Source organism: Myxococcus sp. AB036A (assembly GCF_006547355.1).
Taxonomy (GTDB): domain Bacteria; phylum Myxococcota; class Myxococcia; order Myxococcales; family Myxococcaceae; genus Myxococcus; species Myxococcus virescens.
Genome location: NZ_VHLC01000019.1, coordinates 69,360 through 93,488, shown reverse-complemented (window position 1 = coordinate 93,488; position 24,129 = coordinate 69,360). Strand labels below are relative to the sequence as shown.

The following is a 24,129-nucleotide window of genomic DNA, read 5'->3' as shown; positions in this document are numbered from 1 at the left end:
TTTTTTCGTTTTCGCGTCGTTGTCTCCTCGCAGTCTCGAAGGGCCCCCATGCAGCTGAAGATTGCTCTGCCCAACAAAGGCCGCCTCTCGGACGAAGTACGGGAGTTGTTCAATGACGCGGGCCTGGAGGTGCGGGCCCGGGGTGAGCGCGCGCTCACCGCGTCATTGGGCGGAGAGTTCGAGGCCATCTTCGTCCGCGCCCAGGACATCCCGGAGTTCGTGGCGGACGGCGCCGCGCACGCAGGTGTCACCGGATGGGACCTGGTGTGTGAGTCCGGACGCGAGCTGGACCTGCTGATGGACCTGGAGTTCGGCAGGTGTCGCCTGGTGGTGGCGGCGCGGGAGGAGGGCGGCTTCGCCTCGCCGGAGGACGTGAAGGAGGGCATGCGGGTCGCGTCCTGCTTCCCCCGGCTGACGCAGGAGTTCTTCGCCAGGCGCGGGCAGCGGGTCGCGGTGGTTCCAGTATCGGGCGCGGCGGAGATTGCGCCCCACCTGGGCATCGCGGACATCGTCGTGGACCTGACGTCCACCGGCTCCACGCTGAAGATGAACGGCCTGCGCGAGGTGGGCACGGTGCTGGAGTCCAGTGCGCGGCTGGTGGCGTGCAAGGGCAACCCGGTGGAAACCCAGCAGAAGCTGGCTGAGTTGAAGCAGGCGCTGGGCTCGGTGTTGGCGGCGCGCGACAAGCGCTACCTGATGGCCAACGTGCCGAAGGCTTCGCTCATCCGGGTGCGTGAAGTCCTCCCGGGCCTCAATGGGCCCACCGTGGTGGACGTGCTGGACGGCGGTGACTTCGTGGCCGTGCACGCGGTGGTGCCGGCGAAGACCATCTACCGCACCATCAACGCGCTGAAGGCATTGGGCTGCGAGGGCATCCTCGTCACCCGCATTGAAAGGTTGATGGCATGACGGCCTTCCTTGCTTCGTCGACCCTGAGGTACCGAGGTCCCCTGTCCGCTCTTGCTCGGGAGGACTTCCGGCGTCTGCTGGACCGCGCGACTGGATCCGATGCGCGCGTCGCGCTGCGCGTGCGGGAGCTCATCGCCCGCGTGCGAGCGGAAGGAGACCAGGCGCTCTTCGAACTCGCGCGGCAGTTCGACCGCGTGGAGCTGACGGCGTTGGAGGTTCCGCGAGAGGTCTGTGCCGCGGCGCTCGCCGGATTGGAGCCATCGGTCAGGGACGCGCTGGCCCGAGCGGCCCGCAACATCGTCCTGGCGCATGCGCCGCAGAAGCCGCAATCGGTGGAGGTCGAAACCGAGCCCGGTGTCCTCGTGGGCCGGCGGCCGGATCCGCTGGGCCGCGTGGGCGTGTATGCACCGGGAGGCCGCGCGGTGTACCCCAGCAGCGTACTGATGGGCGTGGTGCCCGCGAAGGTGGCGGGCGTGGGCGAGGTCATCGTGTGCTCGCCACCGGGGCCCGATGGACTGCCACACCCCAACGTGCTGGCGGCAGCATCCCTGGCGGGCGCGGACCGCGTCTTCTCGCTGGGCGGGGCGGGCGCGGTGGCGGCCATGGCCTATGGGACGGAGAGCGTGCCTCGCGTGGACCGCATCGTGGGGCCGGGCAATGCCTATGTGGCCGAGGCCAAGCTGCAGGTGGTGGGCGCGGTGGCGATTGAAGCACCCGCGGGCCCCAGTGAAATCCTGGTCGTGGCCGACGACACGGCGAACCCTGCCGCGGTGGCGCGGGAGATGCTGGCTCAGGCGGAGCATGATCCAGAGGCGGCGTGTGTCACGCTGGCGCTGGGCGACGCGCTGGCGGACGCCATCGCCGCGGAGGTGGAGCGGCAGGCCGAGCGCGCGAAGCGGTGGGAGATCGTCACGTCGGCCCTGGGCTCTCGTGGCGCGGTGCTGACGGTGGCGTCCCTGGAGGAAGCCTGGCCCTTCGTGGCGGACTTCGCTCCGGAGCATCTGCTCATCGCCACCGCGTCGCCGCGGGAGGACCTGGGACGGGTGCGCAACGCGGGCACCGTCTTCCTGGGTGAGCGCTCGTCGGTGGCCTACGGCGATTACATGACCGGCTCCAACCACGTGCTGCCTACGGCGGGGTTGGCGCGGGCGTACTCGGGACTCAACCTGCTCGACTTCTACCGGTGGACCACCTACCAGCGCGTCGCGCCCACGGCGGCGGCGTCACTGGCGGAGGACGTGGGGCGGCTGGCCGACAGTGAGGGTCTCTTCGCGCACGCGGACGCCGCGCGCGCCTGGGGGTGGCCATGATTCCCAGGCGGGCTTCGTACCGGGACATTCCGCTGTACGCGCCTTCGACGCAGCCGTGCCGGGTGGACCTGAGTGACAACACCAACCTCTTTGGCGTTCCGCCCTCCGTGGAGCGGGTACTTGTCACCACCGTGTCCCGCGTACCGCGTTATCCGCGCGGGTATGCCCCGGACCTGCGCCGGGCGCTGGCGGCGTCCATTGGAGCGGCGCCCGACGAGATAACGACGGGCTGTGGCTCGGATGATGTCATCGATTCGGCGCTGCGCGCCTTCCTGGAGCCCGGGGACACGCTGGCCTATCAGGACCCGACCTTCGTCATGGTGCCGCTGTTCGCCAAGGCGAACGGACTCGAGGGCGTGCCGGTACCGTTGAAGCCGGACTTCGACCTGGATTCGGACGCACTGCTCGGCACGGGGGCGAAGGTCATCTACCTGTGCTCGCCCAACAACCCCACAGGCACCGCGCTGTCGCGGGCGGCGGTGGAGCGTGTTGTCGAGGATGCACCCGGCATCGTCATCATCGATGAGGCCTATGCGGACTTCGCGCCGGGGAAGGACTTCCTCGACCTGGCGCGACGGCGGGCGAATGTCCTGGTGACGCGCACCTTCTCCAAGGCCTTCGGGCTGGCGGGGCTGAGAGTCGGGTGGGGCGTCGGAGCGCCCGAACTGGTGGCGGAGGTCGAGAAGGCTCGCGGACCTTACAAGCTCACCAGTGTCGCGGAGGCCGTGGCCGTCTCGGTGCTGAATGGTGACGCGGACTGGGTTCGAGCCCGTGCGGAGGAAGCCGTCGCCTGTCGCGAGCGGCTGCGCGGCGAGTTGGTGTCGTTGGGTCTGACGCCTCTGCCATCGGAAGCCAACTTCCTGATGGTGCCGCTTCCGGGCGCGCTGGCGGTCGCGGAGCGGATGCGAGAGCGGGACGTGAATGTGCGGGCGTTCCAGGCGCTGACGGGCGTGGGCGACGCGCTCCGAATCGGTGTGGGGCCCTGGCCCTTGATGGAGACGGCGCTGGCGGCGCTGCGGGAGGCGCTGCGATGAGAGTCACCTTGTTCGACTACGGCGCGGGCAACCTCCACTCGCTGGCCAAGGCGCTGGCCACGGTGCCGGGCGCTGAGGTGCGCGTCCAGGAGGACCCCTTGCGTGCGCTGGACACCGACGTGCTGGTGCTGCCGGGAGTGGGCGCATTCGGTGCGGCGGTGGCGCGGCTCGAGCCAGGGCGTGAAGCCATGCGCGCGGCACTGGAGCAGGGCCTGCCGTGCCTGGGCATCTGCCTGGGCATGCAGTTGCTCTTCGAAGGCAGTGACGAAGGCGAGGGCGCTGGCCTGGGCTACTTCGCGGGCCGGGTGACACGGCTGGCGGCGATGCGAGTGCCCGAGATTGGCTGGAACCAGGTTGAGGACGAACGCACGCTGGCGGGGGCGCGGCTGGACACCGTGTACTACGCGCACAGCTTCGTCTGCCGCGCCGCAGATGCCTCGGTGGTGACGGGGTGGACGACGCACGAGGCGGACCGCTTCCCGGCGGCGGTGCGCAGGGGAAGGGTGGTGGGTGTGCAGTTCCACCCGGAGAAGTCCTCCACGGCGGGCGTGCGCTTCGTGCAGGCCTTCCTGCGGGAGGTGGCGCCGTGATTGCGATTCCAGCCATCGACCTGCGCGAGGGCGCGTGTGTCCAGCTCGTGGGCGGCTCGTACGCGGCGGAGAAGGTCCGGATGGAGGACCCGCTGGAGGCATTGAAGCAGTGGCGCCGTCACGGCTTCCGCGCGTTCCATGTCGTGGACCTGGACGCGGCGCTGGGCAAGGGCTCCAACGCGGACGCCATCTTCCAACTGGCCTCCTACGAGCGAGGGCTCACCTTCTCCGTGGGCGGCGGCGTGCGCGATTCCGACCGGGTGGAGACCGTCCTGTCGGGCGGAGCCGAGTTCGTGGTGGTGGGAACTCGCGCCATCGAAGACGCCGGCTGGCTGGCGGACATCGCGAACCGCTTCCCCGGCCGCGTGGTGGTGGCCGCGGACGTGAAGGGGCGCGAGGTGGTGACGCGAGGCTGGACGGAGGGAAGCCATCGCGACATCCGGGAGGTGCTGGCGGCCTTCGAGCCCTTGCCGCTGGGGGGCCTGCTCGTGACGGCGGTCCACAAGGAGGGGCAGTTGTCGGGAGCGGACCTGCCGTTGATGCGGGAGGTGGCGAGCACCAGCCGGCACCGCCTGTACGCGTCGGGTGGCGTGACGACGATGGAGGACCTGCGGGCCCTCGCGGCGGCGGGCGCATACGGGGCCGTCATTGGCATGGCGCTGTACACCGGAAGGCTGGATGCGAGCGCAGTCGCTCGGGAGTTCGCGGGATGACCACTGTCATTCGGGAGACGAAGGAGACGCAGGTCCGGGTGGAGCTGTCGCCGGGCAAGGGCGTCACGAACGTGGACACGGGGTTGAAGTTCTTCGACCACATGCTGGCCACCTTCGCGCGCTACGCGGGGCTGGACCTCTCGCTGCATGCGCGGGGGGACCTCACACACCATGTGATGGAGGACGTGGCCATCACGCTGGGCACGGCGGTGCAGCAGGTGATTCCCGCCACGGCCGCGCGTTTCGCCGAGCGCACCATCCCCATGGACGACGCGCTGGTTCAGGCCTGTCTGGATGCGGGGGGGCGCTTCTATTACCAGGGGCCGTTGAAGAATCGGCTCTACGAGCACTGGATGCGCTCGTTCAGCGAGCACGCCCGGGTGACGCTGCACCTGCGGGTGCTGCGCGGAAAGGACAGCCACCACGCGACGGAGGCGTCCTTCAAGGCGCTGGGGCTGGCGCTGCGGGATGCCATGGTGGACTCGGGCTCGGTGTTCAGCATGAAGGGCTCCGTGTCCCTGGAGGTGAAGTGATGCTCACGCGGCGGCTCGTCGTCTGTCTGGATGTGAAGGGCGGACGCGTGGTGAAGGGCGTCCAGTTCGAGGGACTTCGCGATGTGGGTGATCCGGTGGAGCTGGCCCGGTGCTACGAAGCGGAGGGTGCGGATGAGCTGACGTTCCTCGACATCTCCGCCAGCGCCGAGGAGCGGGACACCTTGTGGGAACTGGTGCGGCGTACCGCCGAGCACCTCTTCATTCCCCTGGCTGTCGGCGGCGGGGTGCGCACGGTCGATGACGTGGGCCGGGCGCTGCGTGCGGGCGCGGACAAGGTGAGCATCAACTCCGCGGCGGTGGCCAACCCAGCGCTGCTCACCGCATGTGCGGAGCGCTTCGGCGCGCAGTGCGTGGTGGCCAGCATCGACGCGAAGCGAGACGGCGACCGCTGGCGCGTCTACACCCATGGCGGCAGGAAGCCCACGGACCTGGACGCGGTGGCCTGGGCGCGTGAGTGTGTGGCGCGCGGGGCAGGGGAAGTGCTCCTCACCAGCATCGACCGGGATGGCGCGCGGACGGGCTATGACCTGGCGTTGACGCGGGCCGTGTCGGAGGCGGTCGATGTGCCCGTCATCGCCTCGGGCGGCGCGGGCAGCGCGGTGCACGTCCGGGATGCGTTCCAGGAGGGAGGCGCTGATGCGGCCTTGGTCGCGGGCATCCTTCACGACGGCGTCACCACCGTGGGTGCCATCAAGGCGCTGCTCCGCGAGAGCGGCCTTCACATTCGGAGCCTGACATGACGGACTCGGGAAATCTGATGCAGGCCGCCGCCGAGGTGGCGCGGATAGCGGGTGACGCGGCGTTGGCGTTCTTCCGCGGTGGCATCGCGGTGGACACGAAGTCGGACGGCTCTCCGGTGACGGTGGCGGACCGCACGGCGGAGTCCCGGGCACGCGAGTGGCTGGAAGCGCGCTTTCCCCAGGACGGCATCCTGGGCGAGGAGTTCGGCGAGACACGTCCGGGCGCGAAGCGCCGGTGGATTCTGGATCCCATCGACGGGACGAAGACGTTCATCCGCGGTGTCCCCCTGTGGGGCACGTTGGTGGCGCTGGCGGAGGGGGAGCGCATCCTCGCGGGGGCCGCGTACTTCCCCGCGGTGAGTGAGTTGCTGGTGGCGGCGCCGGGGCGGGGCTGCTTCTGGAACGACCAGCGCGCGGCCGTGTCCACGCAGGCGGAGCTGTCCCAGGCCGTGGTGCTGTCCACGGATGAGCGCTTCCCGGTGTACCCGGAGCGTGGAGCCGCCTGGCGCGCGCTCGCGCGGGATGCGGCCGTGGACCGCACCTGGGGGGATTGCTACGGCTACCTGTTGGTCGCCACCGGGCGCGCGGAGGTCATGGTGGATGAGCTGCTGTCCCCCTGGGATGGAGCGGCCTTGCAGCCCATCATCGAGGAAGCCGGCGGTGTGTTCACCGACTGGACGGGGCGGCGGACCGCGTTCGGCGGAAATGGAATCGCCACCAACGCGGCCATGGCGCGCGTGGTGCGGGAGCGGCTCGGCGCCGTGGAGACACGCTGATGCTCGACCTGGACGCGCTCGACTTTGCGAAGGGCAACGGACTGGTGACGGTCGTCACGCAGGACGCGAGCACCGGTGACGTGTTGATGGTGGCGCACGCGGACCGGGAAGCGCTGGAGCGCACGCTGGCCACGGGGGAGATGCACTACCGGTCGCGCACGCGCGGCCTGTGGCACAAGGGCGCCACCAGTGGAAACGTTCAGCGCGTGGTGGCGCTCCGCGCCGACTGTGACGGTGACGCGGTGCTCGCGCGCGTGAAGAAGGCGGGCCCCGCGTGTCACCGGGGGACGGAGACCTGCTTCGGCCCGGGCCGTTGGGATGCACTGAGCGCGCTGGATGACACGCTCGCTCGGCGCGCCGCGCCGGTGGAGCGGCCCGGTGATGCGCCTCCCAGCTACACGCGGCGCCTGTTGGAGGACCGCAACCTGCGCTTGAAGAAGCTGGGCGAGGAGGCCGCGGAGTTGGTGACGGCGTGCGCGGACGTGGACCCGTCACGCGCCGCGGAGGAAGCGGCGGACGTGCTCTACCACGTGCTCGTCGCGGTCCGGCCTCTGGGCATCTCGCTCGACGATGTGAAGGCAGTGCTCGCCAGACGCGCTTCCCGCTGATCCACCGCGCATGTCCGCTGTACGACAGGATCCGGTGAATCCTGGAGATGACGCGGGCGTATACGTGTTTTCCCTGAGTGTCTGTGTCGGTCCGAGTGGATTTGTCCGTTTCCGCTGCAGGACAGAACCGCGGTGCCGGGCCAAATGAATGCCGGTTCAGGTGTCGTGCACTTCAACGAATGGAGTGTTCCTGCTACAGATCCGACCGCACGGCAGCGTGGCAAGCCGGGCGGGTGCCGGTCAGGCGCTCGCCTCACCGGAGGCATCGTGAACGGCCCTACCTACAAAGCGGAGATCATCGACCGAGTCATCTTCTCCCGCTGGGAGAATCCTCCGACCAAGGAGGACGTGACGCTGGTGCTGGCGCAGATGCAGGAAGCTGCGGCGCGGCTCAACACGAACCTCATCTACGTGGGTTCGGTGAGCTCGAAGTCGAAGGTGCCCGACGCGAACGAGCGCACCGTCCTCAACCAGTTCCTCATGGATGCCCGCCGCACCTGCGTGGAGCAGGCGTGGCTCATCTATGAAGGCACGGACCTGCAGCACAACCTTCAGCGCGTCATCATCTCCGGCGTGCTCATCCTCACGCGCACCTTCGACAACTTCCTGTCGGTCGCGAAGTCGGGTGACTCCATCGTCAAGGACGTGAGCGCGGTGCTGAAGAAGGACGCCGCGCCACTCTTCACACTGGCCAAGGAGCGCGGCCTCGTCGCCTGACGTCGGTCGGCGGCGCCTTCAGCGGGCGCCGTGGACCTCCAGCTCCTTCAGTTCGGTGTCCGCGCGCTCGGGGAAGACGCTCACGGCGTCCACGTCGCGCAGCGGCACCTGGAGCGGGCACTCCTCCCACTGACCCGTGCCGGTGAAACGGCACACGGTGGGATTGACGAAGGCGAAGTCCTTCTCCGGGTCCTTCAAGCCCACGCCCTGCGGCGTCCGGACGATGGCGCGCACCGTTCCCGGGCCCGTGGCGCGGATCCTCACCGATACGAGCTGCTTCAGCGTGGGCGCGTAGCTCGCGCGCAGCGCGCCGTCCGCCTCCCATCGCTGACTCTTGAGCGCCTTGCCGACCGGGACCCCGGTGTTCTCGTCCCGGTCGAACGCCTGGAAGCCGGGCTCGGTGCCTTCAAGCCGGTCCGGCTTCATGGCGCTCGTCTCGGGAGGAATGGGCACCGCGGCCAGGGCGACCAGCGTGGGCGTGGGTGACACGAGGTTCACAGCGGCGGCGCGCAGCAGCGCGTCATCCAGGAAGCCTGCCTGCGAGCAGCGGGGCGCCAGCTCCCCGACGAGCGCGAGCACCGGGGGCCGTACCGTGAGGTCTGACTGGGCCGCGGGTGCGAGCCCCAACTGGACGAGCGAGGCACAAGCCCCCTCCAGGGCTGGCCCCGCATGCTCCAGGTTCCATTTCGCGCTCGCGACGTCGGCATTCGGTCCCACCGCGGCACTCAGCAGGGCCTGCCCCACGGCACGGGCGCACGAATTGGCGGCCGGCGGGCAGCGCTCACACAGGCTGGCCAGCAGGCCACGCAGCGGTGTGGCTTCTCCCTCGGATAAGGGCGACCGGGCGTCCAGGGCCACGCCCAGCGCGCAGGCGCGAACGGGCGGCTGACGGCATGCGTCGAGCTGCTGGCGCGCTTCGTCAAGGACCTGGGTGTCCTGGGGCGTGCGGAGGGCGCTTTCGAGGGCCCGTTCCAGCGTGCGGCACTCGGGGGCGGAGGAGGGGACGGGGGCCCCGGCCGGGGCGTCACCCGCCTGGGCCATGCGCCCGGGGCGAGGACCGGGTGCTTTCTCCTGGTGCGTCACACACCACAGGCGCCCGAAGGCGATGAGTGCTACCAACATCAAGAGGAGGGTTCGGAGCGGGAAACGGCGCACGAGCAAACTCCTTGATTCCAACCGGGACCGGGGGTTATCAGCCCCACCGGGTTCCATCCGCAATAATTACGGAGGCGTGCGTGGCTGAGACGTTCGACGTGGTGATCATCGGTTCGGGCCCCGGCGGCTACGTGGGCGCCATTCGCGCGGGTCAGCTGGGCCTGAAGACGGCCATCATCGAGAAGGACAAGCGGCTGGGCGGCACCTGCCTCCACCGCGGCTGCATCCCGACCAAGTCCCTGCTGTGGACCGCGGAGCTGTTCCACCACGTCCGCGAGGCGGCTGACTTCGGCGTTGATGTGAGCAGCCCGGCCATCAACTGGCCCAACGCGATGAAGCACAAGGACAAGATTGTCACCAAGGGTGCCAACGGCATCGACTTCTTGATGAAGAAGAACAAGGTGACGGTGGTGAAGGGCCACGGCCGCATCGCCGGCAAGGGCAAGGTGGAGGTCACCGCCGAGGACGGCTCCAAGAAGGTCCTGGAGGCGAAGAACATCATCATCGCCACGGGCTCGGTGCCCAAGTCCCTGCCCAACGTCCCCGTGGACCACAAGCGGGTGCTGAACAGCGACTCCATCCTGCAGATCGACCGCGTCCCCAAGAGCATCATCGTGCTGGGCGCCGGCGCGGTGGGCTGTGAGTTCGCCTCCGTGTTCAACCACGTGGGCAGCAAGACCTCCATCGTGGAGTACATGCCCGCGCTGCTCCCCATCGAGGACGCGGACATCTCCAAGGAGCTGGAGAAGATCTTCAAGCGCCGCGGCATCGACGTGCACACCGGCTCCGCGGTGGAGAAGGTGGAGCACACGGCGGACGGCGTGCGCGTCACCATGAAGGTGGGCAACGAGACCAAGACGCTGGAGGCGGAAATCCTCCTGTCGGCGGTGGGCCGCTCGCCCGTCACCGAGGACGTGGGGCTGGACAAGACGAACATCCAGGCCGAGCGCGGCTACATCAAGGTCGACTCGATGCTGCGCACCTCCGAGCCGAACGTCTACGCCGTGGGCGACATCATCCCCACGCCGATGCTGGCGCACATGGCCAGCGCGGAGTGCGTGGTGGCGGTGGAGCACATCGCCGGGAAGAACCCGCAGCCCATCAACTACGACCTGACGCCGTCGGCCACGTACTGCTACCCCGAGGTCGCCTCGGTGGGCCTGACGGAGAAGAAGGCCAAGGAGCGCGGCTACGATGTGAAGGTGGGCATCGCTCCGATGGGCGCCGTGACGAAGGCCTCCATCTCCAACGAGGCCACCGGCATGATCAAGATCGTGTCGGACCGGAAGTACGACGAGGTCCTGGGCGTGCACCTCATCGGGCCGCACGCGACGGAGCTGCTGGCCGAGGCGTGTGTCGCGCTGAAGCTGGAGATCACCACCGAGGAGCTGGCCAACACCATCCACGCGCACCCGACGCTCTCGGAAATCGTGCACGAGGGTGCCGAGGCCACGCTGGGCCACCCGCGCCACTTCTAGGCGGCGGCGCCTCGCTTGCAGTCCCAGGGGCCGTCCCGGTGTGCCGCGGACGGCCCCTCGTATTTCCGGCCCCCGCGGCCTCGCGAGGTGACGGTCCCCTGTCTGGCCGCCCTCATGGGTGCTCCAGGCCTGTCCCCAGGAACCGGGGGCATTAGTAGAGAGGCGACAACTGGCGGACGACTGGTGGATGCTGACGCCTCGCGTCAGTGGCTTCCGCTTGAACGTCCTCCGTCCAACCCATAGAAGGCCCGCGATCCATGGCGACTCCCGACCGGTTCCCTCTGCCCCAGGTGACTGAGACCACCCGCAAGCCGGAGTGGCTGAAGGTGCGGCTCCCGCACGGAGAAGGCTACGAGCGGGTCAAAGCCATCGTGAAGCGCACCAAGCTGGCCACGGTGTGCGAAGAGGCCCGCTGCCCGAACATCGCTGAGTGCTGGGGCGGTGGCACCGCCACGGTGATGCTGATGGGCGAGGTGTGCACGCGCGCGTGCCGCTTCTGCCACGTGAAGGTCGGCGCGCCTCCTCCGCTGGATCCGATGGAGCCCATCCATCTGGCCCAGGCGGTGAAGGAGATGGACCTGGAGTACATCGTCGTCACGTCCGTGAACCGGGATGACCGGCCGGACGGCGGCGCCAGCCACTTCGCTTCCGCCATCCGCGAGCTGCGCCGGGAGAGCCCGCGCACCATCGTCGAAGTGCTCATCCCGGACTTCAAGGGCGTGGAGAAGGACCTGGCCACCGTGGCGGAGGCCAAGCCCCACGTGGTGGCGCACAACGTGGAGACGGTCGAGCGCCTCACGCCGACGGTCCGTGACCGCCGCGCGAAATACGACCAGTCCCTGCGCGTGCTGGAGTACCTCAAGAAGCGCCCCGAGGGCCTGTACACCAAGACGTCCGTCATGGTGGGCCTGGGGGAGACGGACGCGGAGCTGGAGCAGACGTTCAAGGACCTGCGCGACGTGGGCGTGGACGTGCTGACGCTGGGCCAGTACCTGCAGCCGTCGCAGTACCACCTGCGCGTGGAGCGCTTCGTGTCGCCCGCGCAGTTCGAAGCGTACAAGACGCTGGCCGAGTCCTACGGCTTCCTCTACGTGGCCTCCGGTCCGCTGGTGCGGTCCAGCTACCGGGCCGCTGAGTTCTTCATGAAGGGCCTAATGGAGCGCGAGCGGCTCGAGCGGCTCGGCTGAGCTTTGACGCTCCGATTCATGGCTTGACCCAACACCCCTGCTTCCCGGAAAGACGACCCCATGGCGATCTTCGAATTCAAGCTCCCCGACCTTGGTGAAGGCGTGATGGAGGGTGAGCTGGTGAAGTGGCACGTGAAGGCGGGGGATTCCGTCAAGGAAGACCAGGTGCTCGCCGAGGTGATGACGGACAAGGCCACCGTCACCGTTCCCGCTCCCAAGGCGGGCCGTGTCGTGAAGACGCACGGCAATGAAGGCGACATGGCGAAGGTGCACCAGCTCCTCGTCACCCTGGAGGTGGAGGGCGCTGCGCCGGCGCAGGCCGGTGGTCATGCCGAGGCCAGCGCGCCGGCGGCGCCGCCCGTGGCGGGTGGCCATGTCGGTGGGGCGCCTGCCTCGGCGTCCAAGGTGCTGGCCACGCCGGTGACGCGGCGGATGGCGCGCGAGCACGGGCTGGACCTGGCGTCGATTGCCGGCACGGGGCCGCAGGGCCGCGTGACGAAGGCGGACGTGGTGGCGGCGCTGGAGGGTGGCGAGAAGAACGTCGTCGCGGCTCCGGCCGAGCAGAAGGCGCGTCCCGCGGCTCCTGCCGTCAGCTCGGGCGCTGCGGACGAGCGCGTTCCGCTTCGGGGCCTGCGCAAGAAGATCGCGGAGAAGATGGTGCGGTCGAAGTTCACGGCGCCGCACTTCGCCTTCGTCGAGGAAGTGGACGCCACGGAGCTGGTGGCCCTGCGCGCGCGGCTGAACGCGCAGCTGGCGGCGGCCGGTGAGAACATCAAGCTCAACTACCTGCCGTTCATCATCAAGGCGACGGTGGCTGCGCTGAAGAAGTTCCCGCACCTGAACGCGAACTTCGACGAGGCGTCGCAGGAGCTGGTGGTCCGCGGCGAGTACAACATCGGCATGGCGGCGGCGACGCCGGACGGCCTCACCGTGGCGGTGGTGAAGAACGCGGACCGGCTGACGCTGGCCGAGCTGGCGCGTGAGACGGCCCGCCTGGGCGCCGCAGCGCGCGACCGCAAGCTGAAGATGGAGGAGCTGACGGGTGGCACCTTCACCATCAGCTCGCTGGGGCAGAGCGGCGGCCTGTTCGCCACGCCCATCATCAACCACCCTGAAGTGGGCATCCTGGGCGTGCACCGCCTGAAGAAGCGCCCTGCGGTGGTGGGGGACCAGGTCGTCGTGCGCGACATGATGAACCTGTCGCTGTCGTGCGACCACCGCGTCATCGACGGCTCGGTGGCGGCGGATTTCACGTACGAGATCATCAAGTACCTGGAGAAGCCGGACCTGCTGTTCCTGGCCATGGCGTGAGGTGAGCGCCGTGGCAGGTCCACGCCCCTGACGTGAGGGGCGTGGTGGCCCTGGAGCCGGGCTGGGAAGCGCCTGGTGCTGGGGCCCGCGTTCAAGGGCCGCGCGCGGGTGCCCCGAGCCGGTTAGGCTCTCCCCGTATGGCCGAGAACCCTCGCGAGCTGATCCGCGCCGCGCAGTCCGCCGAGACACAGGGGGACGTGGCCCGTGCGGTGGAGTGCCTGCAGAAAGCGGCGGAGCTGTACCGTCAGGTGGGCAACCCGTCCCGTGCGTTGCAGTTGCTTCGCCATGCGCAGCGGTTGGACGGCAGCCGCGCGGACATCGCGGATGCGGTGAACCGGCTGGAGTGGATGCCGGAGCCTCTGCTCGCGCGGGCTGGGATGGACACTGACGACGAAGAGGCATTGCCTGCGTCCGGGGTGGTGCATTCCCTGGAGTCGGAGTTGTTGCCGGACGTCGTCCACCGGCAGCGGCTCATCGAGGATGCGCTGCGAGAGGCGGCCGTGCACGCCGGTGACGCCGCGCCTCGCGACGCCGCCCAGGCCTGGGTCATCGAGACGGAGGTCGCGGAAGATCTGCAGCGGCTCGAAGTGCAGATTGCGCGCATCGCGGGTGTGGTCGCAGGGGCGGAAGATTCCTCGTCGCCACCGGATGCGACCGTGGACGTGCGGGGCGGTGTTGCGTCCATACCGGGTTGGAGCGCGGGGGCGCCGGGACGGAACGCTCCGTCCGCGTCCATGCCCGCACCGGAGGCCGCTTCGTCGGACAAGCTCCAGGATGGTGTGGGCGAGCAGGAACTTCTGGGCGTCGATGAGTCCACGACGCGGCTTGCATCATCACGCATGGCGGGTGAGGCAGAGGAAGCACCCGCCGGAGAGGACATCCTCACGGATGCGCGGCTTCGGCGTCGCAGAGAGGCTCGGATCATCGAGCGCGGCCCGACGCGTGCGGATGCCGCGCTCGACGCATGGTGCTCCTTCTGTTGCCGTCCGCGTACTGACACGGGGGACCTGGTCGCGGGGCCCGCGGGCGCGTTCATCTGCAAGAGCTGCCTGTTCGAGTCGCAATCGCTGCTGGGAGACGTCACGCTGGTGCCTCTGCCCGCGGTGTCGCGGCCGGAACGGCCCGTGACACCTGTCTTGGGGCTCGTGGGGCAGGGCGTGACGCAGGCGCTGCTGACGCAGTCGCTTGAGGACTACGCGCGGACCCTCTTGGTCATCGGGCCCGAAGGCAGTGGCAAGAGCGTCTGGTTCCAGCAGCTCCAGCGAGAGGCCGTGGGCGTCATCACCCCCGTCGCGGACCTGGACGTGACGACTTCTTCTCGCACGCTGCTGGTGGAGGACGTGGACCGCCTGGACGCGACGTCACACGCGACCCTGCAGGCCTTCCTCGCCCGGGACAGCCGTCCCGTCGTCCTGATGAGCGCGAGGGGCATGCGCACGGAGGCTCGGGGCCTGAGCCTTCGCGGAGACGCATCCAGTGTTTCCGTGTCCACCACCGCCGCGCTGACTCAGGCCGTGCGCGGTACCGTGCCCACGGACATCCTGGAGCGCGTGCAGGTGCTCCTACCGCTCCAGGTGCCCACACCATCTGAATTCGTGGAGATTGCCCGCCAGCGCCTGGCCTCGCGAGAGCCCGCGGTCTCCGTCTCGGAAGAAGTGCTCATCGCGCTGGCCCAGGAGGCCAGCCGCTCGCCGCGCGCCGGCCATGAGCTGCATGCCCTCCTCAACCGGGTGCCCACGGGGACGTGGAGCATGGCGCCCACCGTGAAGCCCTCGCCCACGCGGAAGGCTCGAAAGAAGCGAACGTCATGAACACCATCACCGTCTACCGCCTGGGCCGAGTGGAGTACGAGGACGGGCTCACGCTGATGCACCTCTTCAGCGAGTCACGCCGCCAGGGGCTCTCCGGCGATGCGCTGCTCCTCTTGGAGCACCCGCCCATCCTCACCCTGGGCCGTGCCGCGAAGCGTGAGAACATCGTCGCCAGCGACGCGCAGTTGGCGAAGGAGGGCGCGGCGGTCTTCGAGACCAACCGTGGCGGCGACGTCACCTACCACGGCCCCGGCCAACTGGTGGGCTACCCCATCTTCCTGCTGCCCGAGGATCGACGCGACGTGCGCCGTTACGTGCGCGACGTGGAGCGCTCCGTCATGCAGGTGCTGGCCCAGTGGGGCATCACCGCGGGCCCCATCCCCAAGTGGCCGGGCGTCTGGATTGGCGCGGAAGGTGCTCCGGACGCGCGGAAGATCGCCGCCATTGGCGTGCACCTGTCGCGCTGGCTCACCACGCACGGCTTCGCGCTCAACGTGAACACGAACCTGGACCACTTCCAGCTCATCGTCCCGTGTGGCATCCGAGAAGCGGGTGTCACGTCCATGCAGCGGGAGTTGGGCCGCGCGCTTCCCATGGCGGAGGTGGAAGAGGCCATCGCCAGCAGCTTCTGCACTGTGTTCGACAGCGAGCGCGTGGACGCGCCGCCGCCGATGCGGACGGTGAGCATCGCGGTGGTGAAGGGCCGTGGTCCCGAAGCACGGGTGCTGCTCGTGCGCCGTCGCCCGGAGCGGGGCGGTTTCTGGCAGGTCCTCACCGGGAGGCTCGAAGCGGGTGAGTCGCCAGCGCAGGCCGCGGCGCGGGAGCTGGAGGAGGAGACAGGCCTCCGTGTGCCGCTGGTGGACCTGGACTACCGCCACGCCTTCGCCCTGGGAGAGGCGCTGCCGCCGCAACTCGTGGAGGAGAACGGCTTCGCCGTCCACGTGCCGCCGGACGCGGACGTGCGCCTGGGCGCGGAGCACGACGCCTTCGAGTGGGTGGACGTCCCCACGGCCCTGGAGCGGCTGCCCTTCCAGGGCCTGCGGGAGACGGTGAAGCGCGCTACAGCTTGATGACCAGGGACTCGCGAGCGGCGATGGCGTCCGGGCGGTGCTTGCGCACCTGACGCAGCAGCCGGTCCATTCCCGCGTCATCTCGTGACGGGTCGTGGTGGAAGAGCACCAGCTTCTTCACCCCGGCCTCGTCCGCCGCATGCACCGCGGCCTGCCAGGTGGAGTGGCCCCAGCCGGTGCGAGCCGGCCCGGTGCGGCCGTGGTACTCGTCCTCGGTGTACATGGCGTCGTAGATGAGGACGTCCGCGTCCTGGGCGAACGCGTAGAAGGCCGCGTCCATGTCGCTGCCGTGCTCCAGGTCGGTGGCGTACACCACCGAGCGGCCCTGGCACTCGACGCGGTAGCCCATGTTACCGCCCGGGTGGTTCAGCTCGATGGTGTGAACCGTCGCCGGGCCCAGTCGCAGCGTCTGCGTGGCGGCCAGGTCCGTGTACGTGAGCTGCGCCCGGAACACGCCGTCCGCCGTCACCGGGAAGTACGGCGGCACCATCTGTCCGCTGAGGAGCTGCTTCACCGACTGCCCGTGCCGCGCCGGGCCGTAGACAGTCAGGTCGCTCGTGGGCAGGTACATGGGCCCGAAGAAGGGCAGGCCCTGCAGGTGGTCGTAGTGGTAGTGCGAGATGAAGATGGAGCCCTTCACCGGCTTCTTCTTCGCCACCAGCGCATGCCCCAGCGCGCGCGCGCCGGTGCCCAGGTCGAAGATGAGCAGCTCGTCTCCGCAGCGGACCTCCACGCAGGGCGTGTTTCCGCCGTAGCGCTTCGTGTGCGCGCCCGGCGAAGGAATGGAGCCGCGCACCCCCCAGAAGCGCACCTCGAAGGGCACGCGGGCCTGGTTGCGCGCGACGGTGTTCCGTCGCTTCGTGGGGGGCTGCTCAGCCTGTCTTGGCTTCCGTGTCGTCGTCCTCGGCGAAGAGCTCAATCAGGTGCCCCGTACGCTCGCGCTTCGTCCTCAGGTAGTCGACGTTATGCGGATTGTGCTCGGTCCGGGAAGGGATTCGACGCCGGACGGGAATGCCTTCTTCGACCATGCCCGCGATCTTCAGCGGGTTGTTGGTCATCAGGTCCACCGAGCGCACATCCAGGCTCCGCAGCATCTCCGCCGCGATGTCGTAGGTGCGCAGGTCGTCCGCGAAACCCAGCTGCCGGTTGGCTTCGTAGGTGTCCAGGCCCTTGGACTGCAGGGCGTAGGCCTTGATCTTGTTCCCCAGGCCGATGCCGCGCCCCTCCTGCCGCAGGTACAGCACGACGCCCTGTCCCGCCTGGGTGATGAAGTCGAGCGAGCGGTCCAGTTGCTCGCGGCAGTCGCACTTCAGGCTGCCGAAGACCTCGCTCGTGAGGCACTCGGAGTGGATGCGCACCGGCACACCCTCGTGTCCTGAAACCTGTCCCACCACGAGCGCGACATGCTCCCGCCCGTTGCGCTTGTCCCGGAACACGATGGTCCGCAGCGAGCCGCGCTCGGTCGGGATGTCCGCCTCCGAGAACCGTTCCAGGTGCTGCGTGTGCTTACGGGTCGGAAGGACCTGAGGTGAGCGTGTGTCCGACATGTTGAGTCCTCTCCAGATGCGGGCCCCTGTTTGGAGTCCTCAGGTTCTCAAGTCAAGGCGGCTTGTGCTTTCGAGCACGCGCCGCCAAGAGGATGCTCCACGGCGTCCTTCGTTCCTCAGGCCACCCATGAGAGCGGAAGCAGTTCTACCGCGTCCCCCTCCGTCAAACTGCTGGCTTCCCGAGGGAAATGCAGCAGATGGGTGGCCGCCGCCGCAGAACGCAGGGCACCAGACGTTTGTGTCGCCAGTGGACGGGCCCACAGGTTGCCTTCTCTCCAAGCAGCCGTGACGCGCACGAAGTGCGCCAGGCCGGAGGGCTTGGAAAGCTTGCCTTCCAGGCGTCCGGCTACGCGCCCAGGCCCCACCTGCGCATGCCCCAGCAGCTTGCGGAGGGCTGGGCGCACGAAGAGCTCGAACGTCACCAGGGAGGAGGTGGGGTTGCCCGGAAGTCCAAAGAACAGCGTGGCGCCACGACGGCCCACCACCAGCGGCTTTCCCGGCTTGATGGCGACGCGCCAGAAGTGTTGCTCCACACCCAGCTCGGCCAGCACGTCCTTCACGTAGTCGCGCTCGCCCACGGACACCCCCGCGCTGGTGAGCACCACGTCGAACCCGTCCAGCCGGGAAAGCGCGGCCAGTACGGCGGCGCGCGTATCCCGAGCGATGCCCAGCTGCGTGGGAATGCCGCCCGCGCGGCGGACCGCCAGCGCCAGTGACGGAGCATTGGTGTCCACGATGCGGCCGTTGGGTGGCTCGTCCGCGTGGCACAACTCGTCGCCCGTGGAGAGGATGGCCACGCGTGGTGCGCGCGACACTGGCACGGCCTGTCGGCCCTGGGCCCAGAGGAGGCCCAGCTCGGGGATGCCCAGCGGCGTGCGGCGTGCCAGCAGCACCTGTCCCTCCCGAGCGTCCTCGCCCCGGGGCCGCACGAACTGGCCCGGAGCCACCGCTTCGAGCACGTCGACCTGATCCGCGCCGCTCTGGACCACGGGCCGTGTCCGCTCCCGCATCACCACCGCATCCGCACCCGCGGGGAGGGGAGCGCCCGTCATGATGCGGGCGCATACCCCGGACGTCAGCGCCTGACTGCCCACCGCGCCGGCGTAGAGGGTCTCTCCGACGATGAGCCGGACGGGCAGGGGACCCGCCAGGTCCGCGCTGCGCACCGCGTAGCCATCCATGGCCGAGTTGTCCCAGGGAGGGAGTGTCCGTTGCGCCGTCACGTCCTCGGCGAGCACGCGCCCCAGTGCGTCATCCAGGGGCAGCCACTCGGAGGGAAGGGGCGCGCACAGGGCCAGGATCTGCGACCGGGCTTCTTCTTCCGGCAGCAATGTGGCGGAGTCGTTCATGCTCGGCTTATAGCCATGCCGTGGCTTTGTGGCTTGAACCCGTTCACGAACAAAGTCCGTGAGATAATCAAGTGTTAGTTTGACAGCCTACCTGATCATCGTTACAAGCAACGGTGATCGCGAGGCTTGCCTGCCCTCTGGGCAGGTCCGCCAACCCGTTGAAAGGACACGGGAACTCTCAAGGAGACTGCGTCGATGGCCAAGCCCAAGTCCGGGGCCAAGAAGACGACTCCCGCTGGCAAGGCTGGCGCAAAGCCCGCTGCGAAGAAGGACTCCGCTGCCCGGCTGGATCTGATCAAGAACGCCTCCAAGCGGGTGGCGAAGGCGGCGACGAAATTGGCGAAAGCAGCATCGGACGTAACGAAGGGGGCCAAGAGCGCGGTGAAGAAGGCCACGCAGGAGAAGGCCACCGCGAAGAAGGCCGCCCCCGCTGGGAAGACGGCCTCGGCCGCGAAGGCCGCCCCCCCGGCAGCGAAGACCCCGAAGGCACCTCCGGCGAAGGCGCCTCCCGCGGCGAAGGCCGCCGCGAGCGCCAAGGCGGCGAAGGCGAGCGCGGTACCCGCCGCCCCTCCGGTAGAGAAGCCCCGTCCTCGCGCCACCAAGTTGCCGCCTCCGGGCGAGCCGCTCACCAAGCGTGAGATGGAGCAGTTGCTGACGGCCGGCGAAGGTCGCGGCGTCACGGGCGAGGGTAGCCTCAAGGGCCGCCTGGTGGTCACCAACGACTTGCCGCACCTGGTGGTCGTCGGGCGCGACAAGCGCGAGCTGACCTTCCTCCTCCAGGGCCCGGATCAGGAAGTCCTCCCGGCCTACGTGGACCACAAGGTCTCCGTCAGCGGGCTCATCCGCAAGACGACCAACCACGCTGGCGTGGTGGACGTTCGCAAGTACTCGGCCAAGAAGCCGGATGCCGAGGTGGTGGAAGCCGCCCCGGCGGAGACGGAGGCGCGGCTGCGCTACCTGTCGCCCGGTGAGGTCTCCATGGTGACGGCGGCCGGCATGGGCGCGGGCATCAAGGGCTTCGCGGGCGTGCGTGGCAACCTGGAGATGACGGGCGAGGAGTTCGTGCTCGTCGTGTCCAATGGCGGCACGCGCCAGCAGGTGTCGTTCATCATCGAGGGCAAGGCCGCTGGCAAGGCCCTGCGCAAGCACGTCGGGTACACGCTCCAGGTGCAGGGCGTCGTCGACAAGACGTCCGGCTGGGGCGGCCGCATCCTGGCGGAGAACGTGGAGCTTCGTCCGGCCGAAGCGCGCGCCGTGTCTCGCGACGAGATGGAGCTGGTGCACATCGAGGGAGAGGTCCCCACGTCCGTGGACGTGCGCCTCAACCACGGCCTCACCGTGCGCCTGCCCGAGCACCCCGGCTTCACCTGGGCCATCGAGCCCACGGTGGCCAAGCGCGTGGGCCTGCGCGAAGCCAACTTCGAGCCCGCGCCCGAGGACGGTCCCGGTACCCGCGAGTTCTTCTTCACCCCGCGCAACCCAGGCGCCTTCGAGGTGGAGTTCTTCCTGGCCAAGGCGCTGTCGCCCGGCCTGGTGGACCGCTCCTTCAAAATCAACGTCACGGTCAAGCCCTGAGGGTCGTCGCCCGGAACAGGTTCCGGGGGGCGGCCGGTCGCCGGGGGGTTCCCGTCCGGCCGCTTCGGGCTTACCCGTTCCCGTAGCGGCCGAGCCGCGACCCCACCGTGAGCCTTTCTCAAGACCTTCTCAAGCAGATCCTCGCTGAAGCAGACCACCCGCTGGGCATCAAGGAGCTTCTCCGGCTCGCGGGCCTGCACCCCGGACAACAGACGGAGCTCAAGCGCGCCCTGCGCGAGCTCGTCCGTCAGGGGGACATCCTCAAGGACGGCAAGCGCTTCGTGCCCCGGCAGCCATCGCGGCGCGAGGCCGACGTGCGTGCAAGGGAGCAGGGCGCTCCCATGGCGTGGCGTCAGCGCGGCGCCGCCGGGCCCCACGAGGGCGGGCCGAATCGCGAACCTCGGCATGCCGGGCAGCGCGGGACGGGCCCTGGCGGCTTCGCGGCCCGCCGGCATGAGCCAGGGGCGCGCGGCAAGGGCGCGGGCTGGCAGGAGCGGGGCCCAGGGCGTGATCGCCGGGGCGCTTCGAAGCATGGAGGGGGCTTCCGGCAGGAGCGGGCGGAGTGGCCCGGCCGCCGGGGCCGTTTCAGCGAGGTCGAAGAGGATGGCCTCCTGGAAGGCATCCTCCACGTCCACCGGGATGGCTTCGGCTTCGTGCATCCGCTGTCGGGGGAAGGGGACAACGTCTTCCTGCCGCCGCACGAGGCCCAGCGCGCGCTCGACAATGACCGGGTGGTGGTGGCCGTCTCGGGGCGGCCTCCTCGCCTGGAGGGCCGGATCGTCCGGGTGGTGCAGCGCCGTCGCGAGCTGGCGGTGGGCACCTACGTCGTGAAGGGCCGCTACGCCGTGGTGTACCCCACGGATTCGAGCCTGCCCGGCCCCATCCGCGTGCCGCTGACGCAGATGGCGCGCGAAGGGGACCTGGTGAAGGTCCAACTGGGCATTGGTGCCCAGATGCTGGACCCGGACCGGGGACTGCACGGCGAGGTCGCCGGCTCGCTGGGCAAGCCCGGCACTCCGAGCGCCGAGGTATTGGGCGTCGCGTACTCGCAGGGGTTCTCCGACGAGTTCCCGCCGGAGGTCATGGCCGAGGCGGACCGCTATGCGGTGAGGGTGACCGAGGAAGAGGCCCGCGGCGAGCACCGGCGCGATCTGCGCGCCATTCCCCTCATCACCATCGATGGTGAGGACGCGCGCGACTTCGACGACGCGGTCTGCGTGGAGGACCAGGCGGATGGGTGGCGGTTGGTGGTGGCCATCGCGGACGTGACGCACTACGTGTGGGAAGGCAGTGCGCTCAACGCGGAGGCGCTGCGTCGCGCCACGTCCGTGTACCTGCCGGACCGGGTGCTGCCCATGCTGCCGGAGCGGCTGAGCAACGGCATCTGCTCTCTGCGCCCGGACGAAGACCGGCTGTGCATGGTGGCGGACATGACGTTCGACCGCCGGGGCCACCGTCGCTCCTACGACTTGTATCCGGCCGTGATGCGCAGCGTGGCGCGGTGCACGTACAACGAGGTGCAGGACGTCCTCGACGGCAAGGACGTGCCGCACCGCAACGCGCACAAGCCCCACTTCGAGCGGCTGATGTCGCTGGCCCGCGCGCTGATGAAGATGCGCAAGGAGCGCGGCGCCATCGACTTCGACCTGCCCGAGCACAAGGTGGTGCTGGACGAGGAAGGCCTGCCCGCGCGCATGGACAAGCGCGAGCGCAAGGACAGCCACCGCCTCATCGAGGAGTGCATGCTCGCCGCCAACGAGGCGGTGGCGACCTTCTTCCAGGACGAGGGCCTGCCCACGGTGTACCGGTTCCACGGCGAGCCGGACCCGGAGAAGCTGGCCACGTTCGCCGCGCTGGCGGAGGCCTATGGCTTCAAGATGCGCGTCGAGGACGGCGTGTCGTCGAAGGAACTGGATGCCTTCGTCAGCCAGCTCCAAGGCCACCCGGAGCAGCGGGCGCTGAACCAGCTCCTGCTGCGCTCCATGATGCAGGCCGTGTACACGTCGTCCCGCGTGGGCCACTACGGCCTGGCCGCCGAGCACTACCTGCACTTCACGTCGCCCATCCGCCGGTACCCGGACCTGCTGGTGCACCGGCTGCTCAAGGCGCACTGGGCCCGGAAGGGGCGCAAGCCTTCGCAGTCGATGCTGGAGCGCGAGGAGGACCAGCTCGAGGACATGTCCGCTCAGTGCTCCGAGCGTGAGCGCGCGGCGATGCAGGTCGAGCGGGAGGTGGTGTCCTTCTACGCGTGCCTGCTGATGAAGGACCGCGTGGGCGAGGAGTTCGCCGCCACCGTGGCCGCCATCACCGACTTCGGCTTCTTCGTCGAACTGGACGAGGTGCACGTCGAAGGCCTGGTGAAGGCCGAGACGCTGGGGCCCGGGGCGAAGCTGGACAAGCTGACGCACTCCCTGGTGTACGCGAATGGCCGCCGGGTGCGCGTGGGACAGAAGCTGCGGGTGCGGCTGACGTCCGTGAACGTGACGGCGAAGAAGATCGACTTCGAGGCGCTCCAGTTCGACGGCGAGGCGCCGCTGAGCCGTGTCGCGACGCGGGGCGAGCAGCCGCAGCGGCGTCAGCAGGCATGGATGGCCGAGGCGCCGTCGCACCGCGAGCGGGATGGCCGGCGGGAGCGGGCAGGGCGCCCGGGCCGCCGCGAACGGGAAGCCGCCGCGAGCCGGGGCGCGCCCTCCGGGCAGTACGAGGAGACGGGTCCGGGCCGCCCGCGTGGACGCTTCTCTCGCGAGGGCCGTCGTGAGGAGGCCGCGCCGCACCGGAAGGAGCCTCGGTTCCCGCCCAGGCCGCCAGAAGGACAGGAACCACCTCGTGCCGAGTCGCCCGCGTGGCCCAAGCGCAGGACGTTCATCCGCCCGGAGCCGCAGGCACCGGCGCCCGTGTCCGCTGAAACGGCCGAGCCGCTTCCGCCCGAAGCGCCGTCCGCGCCCGCTCCGTGGGAATTGCCGGTGGGCGAAGACGCCGCTCGGTCTCCACACCCGGGTTTCGACCGGATTCGCGCGTTGGCGTCCCAGCGTCAGCGTGGGCCTGAACCCCGCGGCCCTTCTCACGGACGGTCGTTCCAGAAGCCGAAGCCGCAGGGCGCCCCAGGGCCCCGGTTCCCCGCGCCCAAGCCCGGGCGCGAGTCCGAGGACGATAGGGCATTCTCGATGGAGCCCCCGCGCCCGCCGCCCGAAGCGCCTGTCGAAGCGCCCCCGCCTGTTCCCACCCGGGCCGTGACGGAAACACCGATTCCCGTGGCCCCGGAGCCCGTGCGAGCCGAGCCCGTGAGTGTCGAGCCGCCCGTGACTCCCACGCCCGAGCCAGAGGCGGCTGAGCCGAAGCGGAAGGCGGCGCGGAAGAAGGCCGCGGCGAAGGCAACGCGCACCCCGGCGCAGAAGAAGACCGTCGCGGCCGGCAGCGCCAGGCAGGCCGCCGCTACGAAGGCCAAGAAGCCCACCGCCAAGGCGAAGAAGCCCACCGCCAAGGCGAAGAAGGCTGCGCCTGCTCGGGCCGCCGCGAAGGCCACCAAGGTGGCTGCGACGAAGTCCAAGGCGAAGGCGCCGTCGAAGAAGGCCGCGAAGCCCGCCGTGGCGCGTGCCGCGAAGCCCGCGAAGGCTTCGGGAGCCGCGAAGAAGAAGGCGCCTTCGGGGCGAAAGAAGCGCTGAGACCGACGCGGGCCTCCTCCTTCAAGGAAGGCC

The 24,129-nt window shown here is 69.4% G+C and carries 21 protein-coding genes; 17 read left to right on the top strand and 4 right to left on the bottom strand.

Features of this window, described 5'->3' with window-relative positions; genetic code table 11:
- Window positions 1–48 precede the first annotated feature (48 nt).
- From hisG to FL344_RS10710, 10 genes are all read left to right on the top strand, one after another.
- Window positions 49–909 (top strand): ATP phosphoribosyltransferase, encoded by an 861-nt coding sequence (hisG, locus tag FL344_RS10755; protein ID WP_141618449.1) that lies wholly within the window; start codon window positions 49–51, stop codon window positions 907–909.
- The gene (hisD, locus tag FL344_RS10750) at window positions 906–2,219 is read left to right on the top strand and encodes a histidinol dehydrogenase (protein ID WP_141618448.1); all 1,314 of its coding nucleotides are present in this window, start codon (window positions 906–908) and stop codon (window positions 2,217–2,219) included. Before hisG ends, hisD begins: the two co-directional genes overlap by 4 nt.
- Entirely contained in the window at window positions 2,216–3,253 is a 1,038-nt protein-coding gene (locus FL344_RS10745) for a histidinol-phosphate transaminase (protein WP_141618447.1), read from the top strand. The genes hisD and FL344_RS10745 overlap by 4 nt, the downstream gene beginning before the upstream one ends.
- Entirely contained in the window at window positions 3,250–3,843 is a 594-nt protein-coding gene (hisH, locus tag FL344_RS10740; protein ID WP_141618446.1) for an imidazole glycerol phosphate synthase subunit HisH, read from the top strand. The genes FL344_RS10745 and hisH overlap by 4 nt, the downstream gene beginning before the upstream one ends.
- Window positions 3,840–4,556 carry a HisA/HisF-related TIM barrel protein gene (locus FL344_RS10735; protein WP_141618445.1) on the top strand — a complete coding sequence of 239 codons (717 nt, stop codon included), beginning with the start codon at window positions 3,840–3,842 and terminating at the stop codon, window positions 4,554–4,556. Before hisH ends, FL344_RS10735 begins: the two co-directional genes overlap by 4 nt.
- On the top strand, window positions 4,553–5,089 hold the full coding sequence (locus FL344_RS10730; RefSeq protein WP_090490653.1) for an imidazoleglycerol-phosphate dehydratase: 537 nt from the start codon (window positions 4,553–4,555) through the stop codon (window positions 5,087–5,089). The genes FL344_RS10735 and FL344_RS10730 overlap by 4 nt, the downstream gene beginning before the upstream one ends.
- Entirely contained in the window at window positions 5,086–5,850 is a 765-nt protein-coding gene (gene hisF, locus FL344_RS10725) for an imidazole glycerol phosphate synthase subunit HisF (protein WP_368667424.1), read from the top strand. The genes FL344_RS10730 and hisF overlap by 4 nt, the downstream gene beginning before the upstream one ends.
- Entirely contained in the window at window positions 5,847–6,626 is a 780-nt protein-coding gene (gene hisN, locus FL344_RS10720) for a histidinol-phosphatase (protein WP_141618443.1), read from the top strand. The genes hisF and hisN overlap by 4 nt, the downstream gene beginning before the upstream one ends.
- Complete coding sequence (hisIE, locus tag FL344_RS10715) at window positions 6,626–7,234, top strand: bifunctional phosphoribosyl-AMP cyclohydrolase/phosphoribosyl-ATP diphosphatase HisIE (RefSeq protein WP_141618442.1); 609 nt, start codon at window positions 6,626–6,628, stop codon at window positions 7,232–7,234. Before hisN ends, hisIE begins: the two co-directional genes overlap by 1 nt.
- A 267-nt stretch (window positions 7,235–7,501) precedes the next feature.
- On the top strand, window positions 7,502–7,951 hold the full coding sequence (locus FL344_RS10710) for a hypothetical protein (protein ID WP_011554224.1): 450 nt from the start codon (window positions 7,502–7,504) through the stop codon (window positions 7,949–7,951).
- A gap of 18 nt (window positions 7,952–7,969) precedes the next feature.
- On the opposite strand, the gene FL344_RS10705 is transcribed toward FL344_RS10710, so the two are convergent.
- On the bottom strand, window positions 7,970–9,073 hold the full coding sequence (locus tag FL344_RS10705) for a hypothetical protein (RefSeq protein WP_228564940.1): 1,104 nt from the start codon (window positions 9,071–9,073) through the stop codon (window positions 7,970–7,972).
- A 113-nt stretch (window positions 9,074–9,186) separates the two neighbouring features.
- Between FL344_RS10705 and lpdA the strand changes: the two genes are divergently transcribed.
- The 5 genes from lpdA to lipB all read left to right on the top strand — a co-directional run bounded on the left by lpdA (window position 9,187) and on the right by lipB (window position 15,963).
- Window positions 9,187–10,584, top strand: coding sequence for a dihydrolipoyl dehydrogenase (lpdA, locus tag FL344_RS10700; RefSeq protein ID WP_141590009.1), 1,398 nt, complete (start codon window positions 9,187–9,189; stop codon window positions 10,582–10,584).
- A gap of 257 nt (window positions 10,585–10,841) precedes the next feature.
- Window positions 10,842–11,771, top strand: a complete 930-nt coding sequence (lipA, locus tag FL344_RS10695; RefSeq protein ID WP_141590010.1) for a lipoyl synthase — start codon at window positions 10,842–10,844, stop codon at window positions 11,769–11,771.
- A gap of 60 nt (window positions 11,772–11,831) precedes the next feature.
- Window positions 11,832–13,082, top strand: coding sequence for a dihydrolipoamide acetyltransferase family protein (locus tag FL344_RS10690; protein ID WP_141590011.1), 1,251 nt, complete (start codon window positions 11,832–11,834; stop codon window positions 13,080–13,082).
- A 137-nt stretch (window positions 13,083–13,219) separates the two neighbouring features.
- A complete protein-coding gene (locus FL344_RS10685; protein WP_228564939.1) occupies window positions 13,220–14,893 on the top strand; it encodes a ClpX C4-type zinc finger protein in 1,674 nt (557 codons plus the stop codon).
- Window positions 14,890–15,963 carry a lipoyl(octanoyl) transferase LipB gene (gene lipB / locus FL344_RS10680; protein ID WP_141618439.1) on the top strand — a complete coding sequence of 358 codons (1,074 nt, stop codon included), beginning with the start codon at window positions 14,890–14,892 and terminating at the stop codon, window positions 15,961–15,963. Before FL344_RS10685 ends, lipB begins: the two co-directional genes overlap by 4 nt.
- Here the strand turns inward: lipB and FL344_RS10675 are convergent.
- From FL344_RS10675 to glp, 3 genes are all read right to left on the bottom strand, one after another.
- Complete coding sequence (locus FL344_RS10675; protein WP_141618438.1) at window positions 15,953–16,786, bottom strand: MBL fold metallo-hydrolase; 834 nt, start codon at window positions 16,784–16,786, stop codon at window positions 15,953–15,955. The two genes, lipB and FL344_RS10675, sit on opposite strands and share 11 nt — an antisense overlap.
- A 49-nt stretch (window positions 16,787–16,835) precedes the next feature.
- Complete coding sequence (gene ribA / locus FL344_RS10670; RefSeq protein WP_011554216.1) at window positions 16,836–17,510, bottom strand: GTP cyclohydrolase II; 675 nt, start codon at window positions 17,508–17,510, stop codon at window positions 16,836–16,838.
- Window positions 17,511–17,626: 116 nt separating this feature from the next.
- Window positions 17,627–18,859 (bottom strand): gephyrin-like molybdotransferase Glp, encoded by a 1,233-nt coding sequence (gene glp / locus FL344_RS10665; RefSeq protein ID WP_141618437.1) that lies wholly within the window; start codon window positions 18,857–18,859, stop codon window positions 17,627–17,629.
- A gap of 195 nt (window positions 18,860–19,054) precedes the next feature.
- Between glp and FL344_RS10660 the strand changes: the two genes are divergently transcribed.
- Both FL344_RS10660 and rnr read left to right on the top strand, forming a co-directional pair.
- Window positions 19,055–20,434 (top strand): protease inhibitor I42 family protein, encoded by a 1,380-nt coding sequence (locus tag FL344_RS10660; protein WP_141590015.1) that lies wholly within the window; start codon window positions 19,055–19,057, stop codon window positions 20,432–20,434.
- Between the two features lie 107 nt (window positions 20,435–20,541).
- Window positions 20,542–24,096: a ribonuclease R gene (rnr, locus tag FL344_RS10655; protein ID WP_141618436.1), complete on the top strand. Its 3,555-nt coding sequence runs from the start codon at window positions 20,542–20,544 to the stop codon at window positions 24,094–24,096.
- Window positions 24,097–24,129 lie beyond the last annotated feature (33 nt).